This window comes from Natrarchaeobius oligotrophus (assembly GCF_003841465.1).
Taxonomy (GTDB): Archaea; Halobacteriota; Halobacteria; order Halobacteriales; family Natrialbaceae; genus Natrarchaeobius; species Natrarchaeobius oligotrophus.
Map to the genome: position 1 here is coordinate 42,830 of NZ_REFZ01000005.1, position 18,581 is coordinate 61,410.

Here is an 18,581-nt window from a genome sequence, read left to right on the forward strand (position 1 = left end):
AGGTGGCCTATCGGGCGACCTCACGGATCGTGTCAGCCGTGATCGTCGTCAGTAGATCGGGGGCTTCTCAAGTACCTCGGCCCAGAACGCGAGCGTCGTCTGGAACCACCCCTCACCGAGCGCTCGAACCATACCTCGTGACATCGAAACCATACACTTCCCAATTGTTTGTCAAGAATGGGCGAGAGACCGCACCGTCGGACGTACCCCCGTCGATAGCCGCGACTGATCGGTCCGGCTACTCGAGATCGTCCGACCTCGAGAAATCACCGGGAATCACCTCCCGAACGAGGCGGTGTCTGGACGGGGTTGTGCCGAACCGGTTTGATGGTCTGAGTAAAACTGCCGCATAAGGGTTGCGCAACCCTTATTTTCGCTATGGGATCGCCCGGATTTGAACCGGGGTCACGGGCACCCAAGGCCCGAAGTATACCAGGCTAACCCACGATCCCGTATCATCCGTTTCGGGCGCACGTCATAAAGGGTTTCGTTCCGGTCCGAACGGTTTTGGCTCTCGGCGCGAAATCTCCGGTATGGTTACGGGACTCGAGATTCTGCTGTTGGTCCTCGTCCTCGCCGCCGTTCTCGGTGCGTCGACGCTCGTCCAGACCGTCAGACCCTTCATCGTCAACGCGGTCGTCGGCCTGATCGTGTTGTTCGTCGCACAGGCAGCGTTCGGACTGCCGATCGCCGTGACGCCGGTCGCGCTCGTGATCGTCGCGATCGGCGGCTTCCCCGGCTCGCTGCTGGTCATCCTGCTGGCGCTGTTCGGTATCGCGTTCGTTCCCTGATCGGTTCACAGGGAGCGTCGTCCGTCAGGTTCGTACAACCGTCCGGCCGCGATCCCACGCACGTCGGGACGACAGCCCGGCTCATACGGTTTACTGTACGTCAGTACCGGCGCACCCGCCGCCCGGGTCGCAGGTGCGCCGGTACATCGGTACAGCAATCCGTATCACAGGTCGGCGTCGCGCAACTCGATGTCCGCGACGAGGTCGTAGGGGTGGGCGTCCTTCCGGATGCCGTCGAGGAGCGCGAACGCCTCGCCGGGCTCCAGGAAGTGCTCCGTCACGACGCGCCCCAGCGGCGTCGGTTCGAAGCCGTCGATGAACTCGTACTGGAGCAGTTTGCCGACGGCGTGTTTCGTCGGAACGTCGCCCAGCATCCGGTCGTTGAGCGCCTTCGCGGCTTTGCCCCCGACCGTCACGTTCGCGAGCGTCTCCTCGACGGCCGCGGCCTCGTCGTAGTGGGTCATCACCGACTCCATCTCGCCTTTCAGGAGCGTGAACGCGACCTCGTCTTCGGTCATCTCCATCGAGTTGTGGTACGAACAGTCCGGTTCGACGAGGACGTACACTTTGCCCTCGTCGTGGTAGTCGGGACGACCCGCGCGACCGAGCATCTGGTGGAACTCCTGGACGGAGAGCCACTCGATGCCCATCGCCAGCGAGTCGAAGACCACCTGCGAGGCCGGAAAGTCCACCCCGGCCGCGAGCGCCGCCGTCGTCACGACGGCGGCGAGGTCCTGTTCGCCGAACCGGCGTTCGACGCGCTTGCGTCGCTTGTAATCCAGCCCGGCGTGGTACGGCGCGGCGTCGTACTCGAGCTTGCGCGAAATCTCGTGACACCGCCGACGCGAGTTGGTGAAGATGATCGTCTGTCCGCGATATCCCTTCGAGGATTCGGTGTCGAACTCGCGTTTGACGAGTTTGTTCGCGACGCGGACTTTCTCCTGGCCGTCGGCGAAGGTGACGTGGCGTTCGATCGGGACCGGCCGTTCTTCGAACTCGATGAGCGTCGACTCGAGTGCGCCCGCGAGCTGTTCGGGGTTGCCGACGGTCGCCGACAGGTAGATCCACTGGGCCCCATCGTAGCTCTCGACGCGTCGTGCACGTCGTTCGCAGGTGTACTTCAGCCGCGAGATGAGTCCATCGAGGCGGTGGCCCCGTTCGTCCTCTTTGAGGGTGTGGACCTCGTCGATGACGACCGTTCCGACGTCGCCCATCTCCTTGCCGGTCCGGAGGGCGTGGTCGATCCCCTCGTACGTGCCGACGATGACGTCGGCACCGGGATCGAACTGTGCGCCGTCGTCGTTGATCCGGCTCGCGCCGACGCGGATGGTGACGTCGACGAGGTGGCCGTACTCGTCCCGGAAGTCCTCGTACTTCTGGTTGGCGAGTGCGACGAGCGGGACGAGAAAGAGCATCTTCCCCTTTCCCTTCAGGACGCGGTCGAGACCGGTCATCTCCCCGACGAGGGTCTTTCCGGTCGCCGTCGCGGAGACGACGAGCTGATCGGTGCCCTCGAACAGCCCGTTCTCGACCGAGAGACTCTGGACCGGCAGCAGCGTCTCGAATCGGTCCTCGAGCAACTCCTGTAGGTCGGGGTGGACGTCCAGCGAGTCGACGCGGACCGGATCGACCTCGTCGACCGTCGCCGAGATCGTATCGAACTTCGTGAGGTCGGGATCGAGCCGTCCTTCGAGCAGGTTGACGATCCGATCCAGGTCCTGGACTTCGAGCATGAGCTCCTCCAGTCGCTCTTTGGCCGCGCCGGTGACCTGGCCGCCGCCGCTGTAGGAAAGCTGGCGCTCGAGTTCCGTCCGGGCGCAGTCCCGACAGATCCAGTCGCGATCGTCTTTGATCGCGGTGTCGGTCGTGATCGGCGAGTACCGCCCGGCGGAGGCGCAGTACCGACACGTGCGGACGGTCTTGGTCTTGTCCTCGAGTTGGTATCCCGAGAACATCTCCGTGAGTTCGCGCCGGGCTTCGGGGGAGGTCTGCTCGGACAGGCGAATCCGGCGCGCGCGGCGGGCGAGTTCGACGAACTCGTCGGGCTGGCGCGGCTCCTCGCTCGAGTCCTGTTTGAGCCGGAACTTGGCGGGGCGGGGGCCCGCCGACGTCTCGGAGAGACCGAGTTTCGCACGGAACAGCCGCTCGCCGTCACGCATGACGACCACGAGGTAGTCGTCGCCGGTCTCGTGACAAAAGATCGTCTCGACCTCTTGGACCTGCTTCGACACGGTACTCGATAGTGCGGTACCGTACTTGAGCGGTTCGGACTCGGTCGACGATCGCGTTCACGGAGCCTGTGCGGCCGGCGGACGAGGAACGATCTCGTCGGCTTTCGCTCCGAAGGTCGCCTCGAGTCGACGGCGGGCGACCGACCGTTCGGCCGCGCCGTAGGAGTCGAAGTGCCACTGAGCCCACAGTCGCGCCGCCCACTCGTCGTCGACGTACAGACAGTGACAGGGGATCGACTCGAGGCCGGCGACGTGGCTGGCCCATATTCGTTTGTGGCCGTTGAGGACCTCGAACCGGTCGTCGCAGTCGCGGACGAGCGGGATCGGATCGGGGCGTCCGCGGTCGCGGATCTCCTCGATGAACGCCCGGTTCTTCGATTCGACGAAGTTCCGCGCGTGGTACGGCGACGGATCGATCTCGGACAGCGGGAGTTCGGTCGGTTGCATCGTGTCGACCGTCCGGAGCCGACGCGACGGAAACGCGTAGTACGGAACGCCGTCCCGGTTCAGCCAGTCCACCAACATCGGGTATCCGCCGGAGTAGTTCGGGTACTCCCGCGTGAGGGTTTCGCGGTAGACGACGATGACGACGCGGTCGTCGTCGGGATACGCCGGATTGTCCGACGCGAGCGTTCCCCTGCCGCTGACTACCCACTCCGTCGCCGCCATCGGCGGAACGTTGATCACGACGGCCTCGTTCGGAGACGGGTCGTCCCTGTCGACGACGACGTCGCCGTTGTCGAAGGGTGGGTCGTCGAACCGATCTCCGGCAGGCATTTATTACCCACCTATTCGAGTAGATTTCAATAAAGCTTTTTGATTCACTATGTCGAAACCCACTCCATCGAAAGGCGGCTGCGGACGACGGAATCCGTCGGCGAGAACGGCCGTTACCGGGAATCGTCCGCCAGGAGTTCGATCTCGTCGTCGCCGTTCGGGACGGCACAGAGGAAGGCAGCCGCCCCCTCGCCATCGTTGCGGTACCAGTGGACCGTCCCCGCGGGAATCAACAGCGAGTCGCCGGCCTCGATCTCGTACTCCTCGTCGCCGATGCCGACGACGTACTCGCCGGAGAGGACGTACTGTTCGTGTTCGACGGCATTGGTATGCTTTGGAACCTCACAGCCGGACTCGAGGACGAACCGGCGGATCGCGAAGTTCGGCGCGCCGTGATCCTCGTTTACGAGAACGCCCTTCTCGAGGCCGTCGGCTGCGTCGACGGGTTCGTACTCGATCTCGTCGCCGAAGCGGATCAGCGGCTCGGGCTCCGTACCGGAGTCTGTCATGCTCGTACGTGGGTGACGACGGCTACTAAACGTTCGCTGCTCGAGAGCGCCGTCGCTGATCGGTGTAAAATACTGCAGTCAAGTGCCGATACCGCTGTACGAATCCGCCTTACAGGCGCTCGACGTTCGTCGCGCGCGGGCCCTTGGGGGCCTGCTCGATGTCGAACTCGAGCTCCTGCCCTTCTTCCAGGTCCGGACCGCCGATGTCTTCCATGTGGAAGAACACGTCGTCGTCCGCGTCCTCAGTCTCGATGAATCCGTAGCCGCCAGTGTCGTTGAAGAAATCAACGGTTCCTTTCGCCATTGCTTCTAAAGAGAGTTGCTGGACACGTATAAATACTCCGACTTTGCCTCGCCGTGTCGACCGATCGTCGCTCGAAAGCGCACTCGAGACGGCCCGAGACCGTCGATAGAGACGTTAGACGTCTTCGCTCTCCTCGAGTCGATGGACGGTGATCGAAACGAAATACACCAGCATAAACAGGACGAAGCCGCCGACGAGACCGGCGAGTTCCCTCGTTCCGACGCCGCTCGGACCGACGGCAGCGAGCGCCGCGACGGCGGCGACGAACACGCCGATCGTAAAGGCGCCGACCGCGTAGTAGAATCCGGTGTCGGACTCGAAGTACGATCGCATCTGAACGGACGACTGTTTTTCGAGCGGGGGTAAAACGGTACCGAGAATCGGCGGTCGCGGGCGGGAACCGTCGGCTCTCGAGGAGGGTCGATCAGTACAGCAGGCTGTGGACGGTCGTCTCGTAGCCGTCCGGCAACAACTCGGCGATCGCGTCGGGGTCGGTCTCGCCGTTGACGTTGACCAGATAGGCCCGACCGTCCTCGTTCCCGTAGACGCCCTGAAAGTCGTAGACGAATCCGTAGACGTCGACGGCGTCGGGAACGTCGTCCGAGGCGCGAAGAAACGAGGCCTGGCGGTCGACGTTGTACTCGACGAGCTGGTTGATCACCATCTCGTCGTCCGCGTCGGCGTCGACGAGCCCGCTCTCGAGGCCCTCCTCGACGACCGGGACGAGCATGTCGACCCACTTGTCGACGCCTCGCGGTCCCGGCGGTTCGTCTCCGGTCGCCACACGGTAGGCGGCGGTGACGGCACCGCATCCGGTGTGGCCGACGACGGCCGCGGCGTCGGTCCCCGCGTGGTGGATCGGGTACAACACGCCGCCGTCGACGATCCGCGTCCCGTCGTCGTCGTCCCAGACCTGGTTGCCGATGTTGCTCGGCGTGAACACCGTACCGGGATCGTCGACGCCCCACATCCGCTCCTGTGGAACGCGGGAGTCGGAACAACAGACCGAGACGACGTCGGGATGCTGGCCGGTCTTGACCGACGAGAAGTACGCCGACGGGAGCTCGTCGACGTGGCGTTCGTTGCCGGCGAGTAACTCGGAGAGAACGTCGCGGTCGTCGCGGTCGGAGTCGTGGTCGTCGTTCGCGTCCATACGTACACACGGATGGACCGCGATCAAAACAGTTACTTTTCCGTGAGACGGTCCGATTCGGATCGGTTTTCCAGGTCGAATCGCATCGAACGGCACGCTCGAGGGGTGGGAGCGGCCTCTCAGTCCGTCAGTCCGTAACCGATCTTGAACAGGTAGACGTCGATCGCGAGCACGACGGCCGTCAGCGCCGTGAGAACGGCGAGCGAAAGTAGCGGGGCAACCGCCGCGTAGGCCGCGGGTGCGATCTCGAGCATGTCGGAGTAGCCGAGCAGCCCGTACCGGACGCTGTCGACCATGTAGACCATCGGATTGAGGAGGGAGACGTACTGCCAGAGGGGATCGAGCATGGTCAGCGAGTAGAAGACGGCGCCGAAAAAGACCAGCGGGCGAAGGATGAACTGGTTCATCACGGTCAGATCGTCGAAGTCGCGCGCGACGAGTCCGCCGATTATGCCGAGCCCGGAAAACAGCGCTGCGACGACGATCATCGTTGCGACGAGAAACAGGCCGTTCTCGACGCTGATGGGAACGAACAGCCGGCCGATGATGGCGATGATGACGCCGACGATCAGCCCGCGAACTGCACTGGCAGCGACGTAGGCGAACACCATCTCCACGTACGAAAGTGGCGAGGTGAGCGTCTCGTGGATGTACTCGTTCCAGCGGCCGTGAAAGATCGAAAACGAGGCGTTTTCGAACGCGTTCGAGATCGTTCCGAGAACGACCAGTCCAGGGATGAGAAAGAGGATGTAGCCGATGCCGGGCACCGGCTCGTCGATCCGGCCGCCGAGGATGACCCCGAAGACGGCGAAGTAGAGGACGTTCGTGATCGCCGGCGGCATGAACGTGTTCTTCGGCCGGCGGACGAACCGCAACAGTTCGCGACGGAACAACGACCGGAAGCCGACCGAGAACATCAGGCGATCCCCTCCTGTTCGCGCTCGGCGCTCTCGTTGCGTCCCCGTCCCGACGACTCTCCGTTCCGTCCCGCGCCGGCGTCGCCGGATTCGTCGCTCGAGGCGTCCGACCGCGTGACCGATCGGTCCTCGCGTTTGGTCAGATCGACGAAGATCTCCTCGAGCGACGTCCGCGTGATCTCGAGGTCGGCGATTTCGTGGCCGGCCGCCTCGAGGTCGTTGAGCAGTTGCGGTGCCGTCGACCCGCCGTCGTCGACGCGCACGTCGAGACGGTCACCGACCACCGACGCCTCGTGGGCGTACGGGCCGACGTCGGGCGTCGTCGTCGGCGGCGACTCGAGGGTGACGGAGATCGTATCCGTCCCCCGTCGTTTCAGTTCGTCCGGCGTCGCGACGGTGACTTTCCGGCCTTCGTTCATGATCGCGACGCGGTCGCAGAGTCGTTCGGCCTCCTCGATGTAGTGGGTCGTCAGAAGGATCGTCGTCCCCTCGTCGTTGAGTTCGGTGACGAGCTCCCAGAGGTCGTGGCGGAGCTGGACGTCGACGCCCGCCGTCGGCTCGTCCAGGATGAGCAGATCGGGCTCGGTGACGAGCGCTCGCGCGAGCAACAGTCGTCGCTTCATCCCGCCCGAAAGCCAGTCGAAGCGTTCGTGGCGCTTGTCGTAGATACCGACTCGCTTGAGAACCTCGTCGGCTCGATCCGAAGCCTCGTCCTCGGGGACGCCGTGGTAGCCGGCTTTGTGCATCAGCACTTCCTTGATGGGGAAAAAGCGGTCGACGTTGAACTCCTGGGGAGCGAGCCCGATCGCGTCGCGGGCCTCGCGGTACTCCGTCTCGACGTCGGCGCCGAAGACCCGCGCCTCGCCGTCGGTCTTGCGGACGAGACCGACCAGCGTGTTGATGAACGTCGTCTTGCCCGCGCCGTTCGGCCCGAGTAGCCCGAAGAACTCACCTTTCTCGACGGTCAGCGACAGCTCCTGGAGAGCGCGCAACTCGCCGTAATCCTTCACGAGATCGACGGTCTCGATGGCCGGTGGCATCGACGGATTCTCGGCTTCCGCCGCGGTTAAGAATGTTGATCCCGGCACTCCGGACGCCGGTTCAGAACCGATCGTCGACGATCAGTCGGCGGTTCGGGGCTGGCCGGTAAGTCCGACGGCACCGCTTTGCTGGACGATGTTGAACGCGGTCATCAGATCGGACCGCGAGATCAGACCGACCAGATCGCCGTCCTCGACGACGAGCAGCCGGCCGATGTTGTCCGACTGCATCTGTTCGATCGCAGTCATCGCGTCGGTGTCGGGCGAGATCGTCTTCAGATCCGTCGTCATCACCTCCTCGACGGTGTAGGCGTCGCGCTCGACCGGCTTGATGTCGCGGGCGTCCGACAGCGTGACCAGTCCGACGAGCCGTTCCTCGAATCCGGAGCTGTCGATCACCGGGTAGCCGGTGTGGCGCTCGGAGAACATCCGCCGGACGAGTTCCGCGACCGACGTCTCGGGCCCGACGGTGTGGAGATCGCTCGCGGGCGTCATGACGTCGGCGACGGTGACGTCCTGGAAGGCGGCTTTCATCGTCACCTGCTGGGCCTCGCTCGAGGCGGCGATGTAGACGAAGAAGGCGACGCCGATGAGGATGATGTTGATCGGCGGAATCAGCCCGAACAATCCCATGACGACCGCGAGGAACTTTCCGACGCCCGCGGCCTGCTGGGTCGCTTTCGCGTACGGTCGCGAGCGCGCGAGAAACGCCCGCAGAACCCGGCCGCCGTCCATCGGAAACGCCGGCAGCATGTTGAACCCGGCGAGTGCAACGTTCAAAATCGCCAGGTACGCGAGGACGAACCGCGTTCCGTCGAGGGCCTCGGGCGTGACGAGAAACAGCGCGTACGAGACGATGCCGACCAGCACGGAGACGATCGGGCCGGCGATGGCGATCGTGAACTCCTGTCGCCAGTCTTCGGGCATCTCGGAGAGTGCGGCGATCCCGCCGAACAGCCAGAGCGTGATCGAGTCGATCGGAAATCCGTAGTGCTGAGCGGTCAGCGAGTGGCCGAGTTCGTGGAGGACGACCCCCACGAACAGCCCGATCGCTGCGGCCAACCCGACGGCGTACGGAATCCACCACTCGGCGGTGAGCGCGTCGACGTCGATCCCGGCGTTCATACTCGCGTTGAGAATCCCGATGACGGGCTCGAGCTGTATCCCGATGAGATACGCGAACAGCGGGAGCACCAGCAAGAACGTGAGATCGAGTTTGATCGGTATCCCGAACAGCGACCCGATCCGGAAACTCTTCATCATACGAAGTCCTTCCGGTGGAACGACCTTAAACACGCCGCCGATGCGCTTGCGGTGGCGCCCGCGAGCGACGCGAAAGAAGTCCGATCCAAACGTTCGGCCGAACTGCCGGTCCGTTTCGATCCACAACGAAACGGACACACTGATCGGCCGGGCCGTTCTCGGGATCGTTTCGACACCAGATATTAATACACCTTATATCGAGTTTCGATCGTCGTGACTCGAGGAAAGCGGTCACTCGAAAGACAGTTGTTCGCAATCGCGAGTCGCGTGATTCGCCGGGCACGGGCCAATCGCCGAACGGGATTCGCGTCCGACGCGAAGAACGTATCGAGCGGGTACGGCGGGCTATGCGAAGGGATGGCGTACACCACGGGCGAACGATCCGTCGTGCGAACGCTAATCAATACATATAATGCCAATTAAACAGATTAGTCAACATCTATTCTATCCCCCATAGAGTTATACGTGAGGTTCTCGTCGATACTGCTATCATGGCAGAAGGGCAACTCGCGACCGACCAAATCGGTGTGCTCCCGTCCGAACTCGACTCACCGCAGGGGAAACTCGTCTACCTGTACCTCGATGCGACCGAGGGTGCGACGGTGAGCGATCTCAATCAGACGCTGGCGATGAGCAAGCTATCGATTCTGAGCGTGCTCAACTCGCTGACGAGCGAAGAGCTCGTCGAAAAGCGCGGACGCGAGTACGTCGTCGTCGGATGAACTCGCGTCGGCTCTCGCCGGGACTCGAGTACGCACTCGGACGTCCGCTCGCGTCGCGACGCGCCCGATTCCGGCGGTCGAACGCCGCGTACGCGGTTCGAAGGCTTTATCCGCACGGTAGGCTTCCGTTTTCGTAAGTAATCACAACCATGTCCGACAAACCCGCCTCGATGTACCGGGACATCAGTAAACCGGCCTACACGCGCCGCGAATACATCACTGGAATCCCCGGTTCGAAGATCGCACAGCACAAGATGGGCGACATCAGCGCAACGCCCGACGACTACCCGATCCAGATCAGCCTCGTCACCGAAGAGGAGGTCCAGATCCGCCACGGCAGCCTCGAGGCCTCGCGGCTGTCGGCTAACCGACACATGCTGAAAAACGCCGGCGAGGGTAACTACAAGATGATCCTGCGCAAGTTCCCCCACCACGTCATCCGGGAGAACAAGCAGGCGACCGGCGCAGGTGCAGACCGCGTTTCCGACGGAATGCGCCAGTCGTTCGGCAAGATCGTCGGCACCGCGGCACGAATCGACAAGGGCGATCGTATCTTTACGATCTGGTGTGACGTCGACGACGCCGACTTCGCCAAGGAGGCGTTCCGTCGCGCGTACAACAAGATCACGCCACCGTGTCGCATCGTCGTCGAGAAGGGCGAAGAAGAGCTGATCGCCTAGAAACCGGCTTTTACACCCGTTCGTTTCGCGCCGACAGCAGCGAAGCGGCCGTCCGAGCGTCGTCACTCGAGAGAGGATCGGAACGCACTCGCGCGTCTTTTTGGAGTCGTGGACTCGGTCACCGGACGCGGATCGGGTGGGTGCCTCGGCCGTCTCGGGCAGCTTTTTACCGCTCCCCTGCCGACTCCCGGGTATGATCGATCTCGCGGTCGCCAACGCGAAGCAGACGTTCCGGCGGATGCGCGAGCCGCTCGCAGAGCGCGGCGTCCGCGTTCACCACGTGCCCGCGAGCGAGCGCACGGTGGATCTGACCGATCCGCCGTGGTCGCCCGGGGAGTTCGACGTCGGCTTCGTCTATCCGGGGCGGCTCATGGAAGGTGGCGTCGCCGACGCCTTCCTCGAGGTTCCGTGGCTCAACGACCACGACGCCGTCCTGACCTCGCGGAACAAAGCGGAAGTGCTGGCACGACTCGAGCGGGCCGACCTCCCGATCCCGTCGTCCGTCTACGTCTCGAACGACGTCGACGAGTCGGCGCTGTCGGCGGTCTTCGAGCGGTTCGAGCCGCCCGTGGTCGTCAAGCCGAACTCGACGACCCGCGGCGTCGGCGTGGCGAAGGCCCACGACCTCGACTCGTTTCTGGGGATCTGTGACTACCTCTCGCTGGTTCACGACTACCGCGCGACCGGCGACCGATCGTTTCTCGTCCAGGAGTACCTCCCCGACGCCGTCGACTACCGGGTGATGGTCCTCGAGGGTGAGTGCGTCGGCGCGGTCGAGCGTCGCCTCCCCGACGAGGCCGTCGCGGACGGACAGTGGAAACACAACGTCCACCGCGGCGCGGAGGCGACCGGCGTCTCCCTGCCCGAGACACACCGCGAACTGGCCGAAGCGGTCGCCGCCGAACTCGAGATCCCGCTGGTCGGCGTCGACCTCCTCGAGACGGACGATCGGCTGGTCGTCAACGAGACGAACGCCCGGCCGACGATCGACGACGAGACGAAGTACGAGCCGGGATTCTACGATCGGCTCGCGGGCGCGATTCGATCGGCGGCGGCCTCGGACGACCGAGCGCCACCGTAGCATCTCGTGCGAACAGTGTGGGAGGGTTCGGTCGCCGGATAGTCACAGGGGGCGTGCGAACTGTCTCCGATACGTTTTCAGTGTGAAAGCCGGAGCCGATCGGTTCCATCGGGCCGCGAGAAAGCGAGTCGGCGGTGCGATCGTCAGGGGCCCGGCTCGTCGCGATTAGGAACGGAAAACGACTGTGACCGCGACGGTCGGGTTACTCGAGGCTGATGTCGGACGATTCCTCGGCGGATTCGAAGACGACCTCGAGGACGCCGTTGTTGAAGGTCGCGGAGGCGGTGTGTTCGTTGACGCGCTGGGGCAGCGAGAGGCGCTCGTCGTACTGGTGGTGTTCGCCGCCGGCGGAGATCGTCAGGGTCGTGCCGTCGCACTCGAGGTCGATGTGGTCTTTCGCGACGCCGGGAAGGTCGGCGACGACGCGGATCTCGTCGTCGGTTTCGTGAATGTCGATGTGCGTGTCCATTCCGAATCCCGTCTCGACGCTGCTCGAGGAGTCGAAGTCGACGTTCGTATCGGCTCCGCTCATCATCTCGTTCATCATTCGCTCGATCTCGCGGAAGAGATCGTCGAAGGGTTCGTCGCGGTCGTCTCGTCGCATGGGTGTGGGTAAGGAGGGGAGGTGCAAAAGCTTTCCCCGAGCGAACCCGCCGGGGAATCGAGCGAGCGCGATCGACGCCCGTGCGAGTTCGGAGTTCGCCAGTCAGCGGTCGACCCGGTGAACTACCCCGGCCTACTCGGCGACTTGCGCCGTCTCCTTGAGGCAGGAGCTTCCTATTTCGACGACGCGACTTGCAGACACCGAAAGCGTGTCCACAGCGGTCGCAGTCTCCGCAGGCGTGTCTTCGGAGTGAACCACTCCTAGGCGGTTCCAACCGCGTTGTTGGATGTTGAGTGCCGCGTTCCAGTCCCGATCAAGTTCGAAACCGCAACTCGGGCACGAATGCTCGCGGGCCCACAGCGGCTTCGCGGTTTCCGCGCCGCATTCAGCGCATTCTTTCGTCGTACCTCGGGACTCGACTTCCACGACGTGACAGCCGTTCTTCTCGCCGTGGTGTTCGAGGATGGTGAGGAAATCGTGCCAACCGACCTCGTGCTTGTTCCGAGCGTTCTGCGGGGATTCGAGCATTCTCTTCACGTTGAGGTTCTCGACGAACACCGCGTCGTACTCTGTCGTGTAAAAATGCGCAAGCTTGTGCTTGAAATCCCGCTTCTTGTTCGACATCCTCGCATGGATTTCAGCGACGCGGCGGCGCTGTTTCTCCCAATTGTTCGAACCTTCCTGCTTCCGCGACAGCGACCGCTGTTCGCGTTCGAGGCGCTCGCGGTCACCGGACAGGGCGAGCCGCTTTACCAACCGCCCATCGCTGTCGTGGATGAAATTGAGGACGCCGAGGTCGAGCCCCACTGTGTCTTCGGCGTCAATGTCGCCGGGCTCGGGTTTGGCTGGCGTGTCGGTTTCGATGGTGAACGACGCATACCACACGCCCGTTGGGTCTTTCTTCAGCGTGACTTCCTTGATGGTGTCGTGGTCAGGAAGGTCGCGGTGCATCCGAACTGGAATCGTTCGGGTTTCACCTTCGAGTTTCTTCAGCCTCAGGAGTGCGTGTCCGTCTGGGCCACTCTTCTTGTCGAGTTCGAAGCCCGATTGCCGGTACGTGAAACTCCTGGACTCACGCGGTGACTTCCAGTTCAACGACCCCACGTCGTAACCTTTCGCTTTGAGCTCGCCGAGGCTGTTGATGTTGTCGCGGATTCGTTCGACGGCTTTCTGCAAGACGGTGGAGTACACTTTGGTTAGGTCAGTCCACCAGTCTTTCAGCGCAGGGAGCGTGTCGCGGACCATCCAGACGCGTTGTCGGAGCGTGCCAGCGTCTTCGGGAATCTGGTTGAACTCGCGGAGCGCGTGGTTGTAGAGTTGCCATACAGTGTCGCGTTGCCAGTCCATCGCATCCCGTTGCTCTTCAGTAGGAAAGAGTCGGTAGCGTGGACTGTACTTCATGCGACGTGGCTCTTGCTACGAGTTATCGATAGTCAAGGACTCTGATTGAAGTCGCTTGCAACTCGTGCGGGCGCTGTATCCCCGCCCTACTCGATCGGCTCCACCTCGCTCCTTGAGGACGGGGGCTTAGCGCCCTCTCTTTCAGCTAATCCGCGGTCTGGCGATCGAGGGTCAGATCCTCGCGGCCCCGAAGTCGACCGAGACCGATGCCGAGCGTCTCGTTCGTGAGCGTTCGGCTCTCCGGACCGGTGAGGTGGCCGGAGATCGCACGGAGCGCGTCGACGTTCTCCGGCACGACGTCGGACTCCTGGTGAATCGCCTGCATGCAGTAGAGATCTCGTCCCTCGAGCGTGATCGACTCCTCCCAGATGCAGTTCTCCCAGACGTCGCCGCGGGGACGCCCGGCGTCGAGTGCGAGATCCTTGAGCGTTCCCGCGCCGTCGATGCCCGCGTAGTCGGGGATCAACAGCAGGCGGTCCTCGGCCCGGAGTCGGTCGCGAACGTCGGAGACGTCGTCGGGAACGTCGTCGAGGGTGACGTTGACGGCGTGGACGTGCATCATCGTCGTCGGAACCTTCAGCCCGATCGTGTCGATATCGAGTTCGGGGTAGACGGTCTGGACGTCGGGACCGTGGTGGGAGGGGATCGAGACGGGATCCGGCAGCGCGTCGTTGATCGGACCGCGGCCGGTCTGGTTCGGATCGCCGCCGCGGCGAACCAGCGTCGCGCGGACTTTCTCGATGCCGTAGTTCTCCTCGAGCGGGGCGACGAACCGCGAGAGGCCGGTCGTGTTGCACGAAACGACGCGAACGTAGTCGGCGTCTGTAGCCTCGTCGAAGTTCGCGCGGGCGTTGAAGCTGACCTCGGCGACGGTCGCGTCCTCGCCGCCCTGAAAGAGCGCGGGGGTGTCGTGGCGTTCGTAGAGCGGGCGGTTGTCGGCACCGACCCCGGACGGAGTCGCATCGACCACCACGTCGCTGGCTGCGACGAGTTCGTCGACGGTTCCGGCGAGGTCGATACCGATCGAGCGGAACTCGTCGGCGCGATCCGCGTCGACGGCGTAGACGGGGTATCCCGCTTCGGCCGCACCCACGGCGACGTAGTCGGGGCTGACCTTCGCGACGCCGCAGACCTCCATATCGGGCTGTGCACGAATCGCATCGGCGACGCGTTTGCCGATGGTTCCGTACCCGTTGACTCCGACCCGTAACATACGATTCACCATCCACCGTCAACACTCATAACCGTTTCGCAAGAATTTTACAGATGTTAACTCGAAATCGAGTAACTTAGATAAAACCGACACACGTGAAGCAGGTATTCTAAAAATTGACCGATATTCCACACATAACGAATGTGTCAATTGGTGCCCAAGACCGTGGTCGGCCCGTGCTGAGGAGAGTCTATGTGTAACGTTCATCAACGTTTCGGATGGGGCAACGATTTTAACGTTGGGGAGCATACAACTCGAATATGAGTGAACATTCATACGGGAGTGACGACGGAGCGGACGAACCCTTGCGGATCGGGCTCAACGGGTTTGGACGAATCGGCCGAAACGTCTTGCGCGCGTCGCTTGCGTACGACGGCGTCGAGATCGTCGCAATCAATGACGTGATGGACGACGACGACATGGAGTATCTACTCCGGTACGATTCGGTCCACGGCCGACTCGAGGACGTCTCTCGGGACGGCGACACGCTTTCGGTCGAGGGTCGAGAGATCGAGTTACTCTCCGAGCGAGATCCCACCGACCTGCCGTGGGACGACCTCGAGGTCGACGTCGCGTTCGAGGCGACCGGCTTGTTCCGGACGTACGACGACGCCGCCCAGCACCTCGAGGCCGGCGCCGAGAAGGTGATCATCTCCGCGCCGCCGAAAGGCGAGAAGGACGTCCAGACGATCGTCTACGGCGTCAACCACAACGAGTACGAGGACGCCGACGTCGTCTCGAACGCCTCCTGTACCACGAACAGCGTCGCGCCGGTCGTCAAGGTGCTGGACGAGAAGTTCGGCATCGAGTCCGGCCTCCTGACGACCGTCCACGCCTACACCGGCACGCAGAATCTGATCGACGGCCCGCTGGGCAAGCGCCGCCGTGGGCGCGCCGCCGCCGAGAACATCATCCCCACCTCGACCGGTGCCGCCATCGCCACCACCGAAGTGCTCCCCCAGCTCGAGGGGAAACTCGACGGCATGGCGATGCGGGTCCCCGTCCCGAACGGCTCGATCACCGACCTCACCGTCGACCTCGAAGCCGACGTCACCGAGGACGAACTCGCCGACGCGATCCGCGACGCCGCCGACGACGAGCTGGCCGGCGTCCTCGGCTACACCGACGAGGAGATCGTCTCCCGGGACATCGTCGGCCTGCCGTTTTCCTCCTACGTCGACCTCGAGTCGACGATGGTGCTCGAGGGCGGCCTCGTGAAGGTGCTGACCTGGTACGACAACGAGTTCGGCTTCTCGAACCGGATGCTCGATCTCGCGACGTACGTCGCCGCCGAATCCGAAAACGTCGGCTCCGAAGAAGCGCTCGCCCCCTAGTACTCTTCCGACCGTTGAGCGAAATCGAGCTCCCACAGGGGAGTTTCGCTCACCAGTTGGGCTCGGAACCCGCTCGCTCCGTTCTGTCACCTTTAAGCGATTTCACCACACCCGTTCGATACGAGAATCCATGACGACGTTCAAGACGATCGACGACCTCGAGCCGGCACAGCGACTGCTCGTCCGCATCGACGTCAACGCCCCCGTTTCCGACGGGGTCGTCCAGGACAACCGCCGGTTCGCGCGCCACGCGGAAACCATCGCAGAGCTGCTCGCCGACGATCACGCCGTTGCCCTCCTCGCCCACCAGGGGCGGCCGGGCCGTGACACGTTCGTCACCCTCGAGGGACACGCCGACGTGCTCGCCGACCATCTCGGTCGGAACGTCGAGTACGTCCCCGACACCTTCGGCGAGGAGGCCCTCGAGGCGATCCGTAACCTCGAGGCGGGAGACGTGCTCGTCCTCGAAAACGCCCGCATGTGCGAGGAGGAACTGCCCGAGGAAGCGCCCGAGGTGAAAGCCGACACCGAGTTCGTGCAAACGCTCGCCCCCGAGTTCGACGCCTACGTGAACGACGCCTACTCCGCCGCCCACCGGTCGCACGCCTCGCTCGTGGGCTTTCCGCTCGCGATGGACGCCTACGCCGGTCGCGTGATGGAGACCGAGTACACCGCGAACTCCGCGATTCGAAAGCGGGAGTTCGACGGCACCGTCACGATGGTCCTCGGGGGGACCAAGGCGGAGGACCTCATTCCCGTCATCGAGCGGGTCGACGACACCGTCGACCGGTTCTGTCTCGGGGGCATCGTCGGCGAACTCTTCCTCCGTGCGGACGGCCACGACGTCGGCTACGACGTCGACGGAACGGAGTTTTTCGACCACCAGTGGGACGACCACCGGGAGACGATCGAACGCGTTCTCTCGGAGTACGGCGACCGGCTGCTGCTGGCCGAGGACCTCGCCTCCGAGGACGGGGCCGGCGAGCGCGCGGAAACCGCGGTCGGCGAAATCGAGAAGGAGACGTCGTACCTCGACGTCGGCTCCGACACCGCCGAGCGGTACGCCGACCTCGTCCGCGAGTCGGAGGCCGTCTTCGTCAAGGGAGCCCTCGGCGTCTTCGAGGACGAGCGCTTCGCCACCGGCACGGTCGAGGTCCTCTCGGCCATCGCCGAGACCGACTGCTTCTCGGTCGTCGGCGGCGGCGACACGGCCCGCGCGGTCGACATGTACGACCTCGAGGCCGAGGACTTCTCGCACGTCTCCGTCGCCGGCGGCGCGTACGTCCGCGCGCTCACCGGAGAGGAGCTGGTCGGCGTCGACGTCCTCGAGCGGGCGGCCTGAGCTCGAAGAGGGCGATTGCACGCCCACTTTGAGAACCACGGTTCGACGACGCCAGTCGGGACCGTTTCACCCGATAGCAAGACCTTTCGGTCGCTCCGACGGAAGGGCACGTATGACCCAACTCCGTTCTGCCGCCGAGACGGCCGTCCGACAGTGTCTCGCGCTCGCAGAAGACGAGTCCTGTGCGATCGTCACCGACGACGAACGCCAGCCGATCGGCGAGGCGCTGTACGGGGTCGCACGGGAGATTACCGACGACGCGACGATCGTTCGCTACCCGCCGGGCGAGCAACACGGCGCGGAGCCGCCGGCCCCGGTCGCGGCCGCGCTCGGCGGCGCGGACGCCTTCCTCGCGCCGACGACGAAGAGCCTGAGCCACACCCGAGCGCGGTCGGACGCGACCGACGGCGGGGCGCGCGGGGCCACCCTTCCAGGGATCACCGAGGAGGTGTTCGTCACCGGTCTCGACGCCGACTACGACCGGATTCGTGAGGAGTGCAAGCGCACCCTCGAGCGGGTCGCGGACGCCGACGAGGTGCGGGTCACCACCGACCGGGGAACCGACGTCACGTTCGCGATCGGCGACCGGGAGTGGCTCGACGACACCGGCGACGTGAGCGAGCCGGGATCGTTCTCGAACCTGCCGGCCGGCGAGGTGTTCGTCAGCCCCGAGTCGGCCGACGGACGCTACGTCGTCGACGGCACCATGCGCCCGCACGGCCTGCTCGAGGGACGGGAACTCGAGTTCGTCGTCGAGGACGGCTACGTCACGGAGATTTCGGACGACGAGATCCGCCGACAGGTCGAAGCGGCGGCCGAGGAGGCAGGCGACGCGGCGTACAACCTTGCCGAGCTCGGCATCGGAACGAACGTCGGCGTCACCGACCTCGTCGGCTCCGTCCTGTTAGACGAGAAGGCCGCCGGAACGGTTCACGTCGCCATCGGCGACGACGCGGGAATCGGCGGCGACACCGAAGCGCCGATCCACCAGGACGGCATCATCCGCGATCCGACGGTCTTCGTCGACGGCGAGGAACTCGAGCTCCCGTCGGCCTGACCCGCGTTTCTCGTCCGGCCTGCTGTGCCGACGGACCGGTACGGCCGTGGATCGGACGCGGTCAACCGGGACCGACGAACGGCAGGCCGTAGCAGCCTACCGGTTCGCCGACGGACTCGCGTTCCGGCGACTCGAGTCAGTCGACGACCGTCGGTACTCGGG

General features: G+C 64.1%; 19 protein-coding genes and 1 tRNA gene. 7 read left to right on the forward strand and 13 right to left on the reverse strand.

Annotated elements, in window-relative coordinates:
• Positions 1 to 379: 379 nt before the first annotated feature.
• Positions 380 to 452, reverse strand: a tRNA-Pro gene (locus EA472_RS08580).
• A gap of 81 nt (positions 453 to 533) precedes the next feature.
• Between EA472_RS08580 and EA472_RS08585 the strand changes: the two genes are divergently transcribed.
• Positions 534 to 791, forward strand: a complete 258-nt coding sequence (locus EA472_RS08585) for a pro-sigmaK processing inhibitor BofA family protein (RefSeq protein WP_124191100.1) — start codon at positions 534 to 536, stop codon at positions 789 to 791.
• Between the two features lie 164 nt (positions 792 to 955).
• On the opposite strand, the gene EA472_RS08590 is transcribed toward EA472_RS08585, so the two are convergent.
• From EA472_RS08590 to EA472_RS08630, 9 genes are all read right to left on the reverse strand, one after another.
• A complete protein-coding gene (locus EA472_RS08590) occupies positions 956 to 3,022 on the reverse strand; it encodes a DEAD/DEAH box helicase (protein WP_124191101.1) in 2,067 nt (688 codons plus the stop codon).
• 57 nt (positions 3,023 to 3,079) lie between these two features.
• Positions 3,080 to 3,799 (reverse strand): ParB/RepB/Spo0J family partition protein, encoded by a 720-nt coding sequence (locus EA472_RS08595; protein WP_124191102.1) that lies wholly within the window; start codon positions 3,797 to 3,799, stop codon positions 3,080 to 3,082.
• 113 nt (positions 3,800 to 3,912) lie between these two features.
• Positions 3,913 to 4,308 (reverse strand): cupin domain-containing protein, encoded by a 396-nt coding sequence (locus EA472_RS08600; protein WP_124191103.1) that lies wholly within the window; start codon positions 4,306 to 4,308, stop codon positions 3,913 to 3,915.
• Positions 4,309 to 4,417: 109 nt separating this feature from the next.
• Positions 4,418 to 4,612 (reverse strand): cold-shock protein, encoded by a 195-nt coding sequence (locus EA472_RS08605; RefSeq protein ID WP_005554588.1) that lies wholly within the window; start codon positions 4,610 to 4,612, stop codon positions 4,418 to 4,420.
• A 114-nt stretch (positions 4,613 to 4,726) separates the two neighbouring features.
• On the reverse strand, positions 4,727 to 4,945 hold the full coding sequence (locus EA472_RS08610) for a hypothetical protein (protein ID WP_124191104.1): 219 nt from the start codon (positions 4,943 to 4,945) through the stop codon (positions 4,727 to 4,729).
• A 91-nt stretch (positions 4,946 to 5,036) separates the two neighbouring features.
• Positions 5,037 to 5,765 carry a carbonic anhydrase gene (locus EA472_RS08615; protein WP_124191105.1) on the reverse strand — a complete coding sequence of 243 codons (729 nt, stop codon included), beginning with the start codon at positions 5,763 to 5,765 and terminating at the stop codon, positions 5,037 to 5,039.
• Between the two features lie 119 nt (positions 5,766 to 5,884).
• Positions 5,885 to 6,682 carry an ABC transporter permease gene (locus EA472_RS08620; RefSeq protein WP_124191106.1) on the reverse strand — a complete coding sequence of 266 codons (798 nt, stop codon included), beginning with the start codon at positions 6,680 to 6,682 and terminating at the stop codon, positions 5,885 to 5,887.
• Positions 6,682 to 7,722, reverse strand: a complete 1,041-nt coding sequence (locus EA472_RS08625; protein ID WP_124191107.1) for an ABC transporter ATP-binding protein — start codon at positions 7,720 to 7,722, stop codon at positions 6,682 to 6,684. The genes EA472_RS08620 and EA472_RS08625 overlap by 1 nt, the downstream gene beginning before the upstream one ends.
• 81 nt (positions 7,723 to 7,803) lie before the next feature.
• The gene (locus tag EA472_RS08630) at positions 7,804 to 8,985 is read right to left on the reverse strand and encodes a CBS domain-containing protein (RefSeq protein ID WP_124191108.1); all 1,182 of its coding nucleotides are present in this window, start codon (positions 8,983 to 8,985) and stop codon (positions 7,804 to 7,806) included.
• A gap of 491 nt (positions 8,986 to 9,476) precedes the next feature.
• On the opposite strand from EA472_RS08630, the gene EA472_RS08635 reads away from it, so the two are divergent.
• From EA472_RS08635 to EA472_RS08645, 3 genes are all read left to right on the forward strand, one after another.
• Positions 9,477 to 9,707 carry a MarR family transcriptional regulator gene (locus EA472_RS08635; RefSeq protein ID WP_124191109.1) on the forward strand — a complete coding sequence of 77 codons (231 nt, stop codon included), beginning with the start codon at positions 9,477 to 9,479 and terminating at the stop codon, positions 9,705 to 9,707.
• Between the two features lie 149 nt (positions 9,708 to 9,856).
• Positions 9,857 to 10,387 carry a 50S ribosomal protein L16 gene (locus EA472_RS08640; RefSeq protein WP_124191110.1) on the forward strand — a complete coding sequence of 177 codons (531 nt, stop codon included), beginning with the start codon at positions 9,857 to 9,859 and terminating at the stop codon, positions 10,385 to 10,387.
• A 193-nt stretch (positions 10,388 to 10,580) separates the two neighbouring features.
• Positions 10,581 to 11,468 (forward strand): ATP-grasp domain-containing protein, encoded by an 888-nt coding sequence (locus EA472_RS08645; RefSeq protein WP_124191111.1) that lies wholly within the window; start codon positions 10,581 to 10,583, stop codon positions 11,466 to 11,468.
• 202 nt (positions 11,469 to 11,670) lie between these two features.
• Here EA472_RS08645 and EA472_RS08650 read toward each other — a convergent pair whose 3' ends face one another.
• The 3 genes from EA472_RS08650 to EA472_RS08660 all read right to left on the reverse strand — a co-directional run bounded on the left by EA472_RS08650 (position 11,671) and on the right by EA472_RS08660 (position 14,686).
• Positions 11,671 to 12,072, reverse strand: coding sequence for an Hsp20/alpha crystallin family protein (locus EA472_RS08650; protein ID WP_124191112.1), 402 nt, complete (start codon positions 12,070 to 12,072; stop codon positions 11,671 to 11,673).
• 132 nt (positions 12,073 to 12,204) lie between these two features.
• Entirely contained in the window at positions 12,205 to 13,473 is a 1,269-nt protein-coding gene (locus tag EA472_RS08655) for an RNA-guided endonuclease InsQ/TnpB family protein (RefSeq protein ID WP_124191113.1), read from the reverse strand.
• A 145-nt stretch (positions 13,474 to 13,618) separates the two neighbouring features.
• Positions 13,619 to 14,686 (reverse strand): type II glyceraldehyde-3-phosphate dehydrogenase, encoded by a 1,068-nt coding sequence (locus tag EA472_RS08660; protein ID WP_124191114.1) that lies wholly within the window; start codon positions 14,684 to 14,686, stop codon positions 13,619 to 13,621.
• A 260-nt stretch (positions 14,687 to 14,946) separates the two neighbouring features.
• On the opposite strand from EA472_RS08660, the gene gap reads away from it, so the two are divergent.
• The 3 genes from gap (at position 14,947) to EA472_RS08675 (ending at position 18,419) form a co-directional block, all read left to right on the forward strand.
• Positions 14,947 to 16,020, forward strand: a complete 1,074-nt coding sequence (gap, locus tag EA472_RS08665; RefSeq protein WP_124191115.1) for a type I glyceraldehyde-3-phosphate dehydrogenase — start codon at positions 14,947 to 14,949, stop codon at positions 16,018 to 16,020.
• A 130-nt stretch (positions 16,021 to 16,150) separates the two neighbouring features.
• A complete protein-coding gene (locus tag EA472_RS08670; protein WP_124191116.1) occupies positions 16,151 to 17,362 on the forward strand; it encodes a phosphoglycerate kinase in 1,212 nt (403 codons plus the stop codon).
• 112 nt (positions 17,363 to 17,474) lie between these two features.
• The gene (locus EA472_RS08675; protein ID WP_124191117.1) at positions 17,475 to 18,419 is read left to right on the forward strand and encodes an aminopeptidase; all 945 of its coding nucleotides are present in this window, start codon (positions 17,475 to 17,477) and stop codon (positions 18,417 to 18,419) included.
• Positions 18,420 to 18,581: the final 162 nt, after the last annotated feature.

What these genes read in the sequence shown, in the direction of transcription:
- EA472_RS08585 (WP_124191100.1), top strand. Translation starts at nt 534, where the DNA reads ATGGTTACGGGACTCGAGATTCTGCTGTTGGTCCTCGTCCTCGCCGCC.
- EA472_RS08595 (WP_124191102.1), bottom strand. Translation starts at nt 3,799, where the DNA reads ATGCCTGCCGGAGATCGGTTCGACGACCCACCCTTCGACAACGGCGAC.
- EA472_RS08600 (WP_124191103.1), bottom strand. Translation starts at nt 4,308, where the DNA reads ATGACAGACTCCGGTACGGAGCCCGAGCCGCTGATCCGCTTCGGCGAC.
- EA472_RS08605 (WP_005554588.1), bottom strand. Translation starts at nt 4,612, where the DNA reads ATGGCGAAAGGAACCGTTGATTTCTTCAACGACACTGGCGGCTACGGA.
- EA472_RS08610 (WP_124191104.1), bottom strand. Translation starts at nt 4,945, where the DNA reads ATGCGATCGTACTTCGAGTCCGACACCGGATTCTACTACGCGGTCGGC.
- EA472_RS08615 (WP_124191105.1), bottom strand. Translation starts at nt 5,765, where the DNA reads ATGGACGCGAACGACGACCACGACTCCGACCGCGACGACCGCGACGTT.
- EA472_RS08620 (WP_124191106.1), bottom strand. Translation starts at nt 6,682, where the DNA reads ATGTTCTCGGTCGGCTTCCGGTCGTTGTTCCGTCGCGAACTGTTGCGG.
- EA472_RS08625 (WP_124191107.1), bottom strand. Translation starts at nt 7,722, where the DNA reads ATGCCACCGGCCATCGAGACCGTCGATCTCGTGAAGGATTACGGCGAG.
- EA472_RS08630 (WP_124191108.1), bottom strand. Translation starts at nt 8,985, where the DNA reads ATGATGAAGAGTTTCCGGATCGGGTCGCTGTTCGGGATACCGATCAAA.
- EA472_RS08635 (WP_124191109.1), top strand. Translation starts at nt 9,477, where the DNA reads ATGGCAGAAGGGCAACTCGCGACCGACCAAATCGGTGTGCTCCCGTCC.
- EA472_RS08640 (WP_124191110.1), top strand. Translation starts at nt 9,857, where the DNA reads ATGTCCGACAAACCCGCCTCGATGTACCGGGACATCAGTAAACCGGCC.
- EA472_RS08645 (WP_124191111.1), top strand. Translation starts at nt 10,581, where the DNA reads ATGATCGATCTCGCGGTCGCCAACGCGAAGCAGACGTTCCGGCGGATG.
- EA472_RS08650 (WP_124191112.1), bottom strand. Translation starts at nt 12,072, where the DNA reads ATGCGACGAGACGACCGCGACGAACCCTTCGACGATCTCTTCCGCGAG.
- EA472_RS08655 (WP_124191113.1), bottom strand. Translation starts at nt 13,473, where the DNA reads ATGAAGTACAGTCCACGCTACCGACTCTTTCCTACTGAAGAGCAACGG.
- EA472_RS08660 (WP_124191114.1), bottom strand. Translation starts at nt 14,686, where the DNA reads ATGTTACGGGTCGGAGTCAACGGGTACGGAACCATCGGCAAACGCGTC.
- gap (WP_124191115.1), top strand. Translation starts at nt 14,947, where the DNA reads ATGAGTGAACATTCATACGGGAGTGACGACGGAGCGGACGAACCCTTG.
- EA472_RS08670 (WP_124191116.1), top strand. Translation starts at nt 16,151, where the DNA reads ATGACGACGTTCAAGACGATCGACGACCTCGAGCCGGCACAGCGACTG.
- EA472_RS08675 (WP_124191117.1), top strand. Translation starts at nt 17,475, where the DNA reads ATGACCCAACTCCGTTCTGCCGCCGAGACGGCCGTCCGACAGTGTCTC.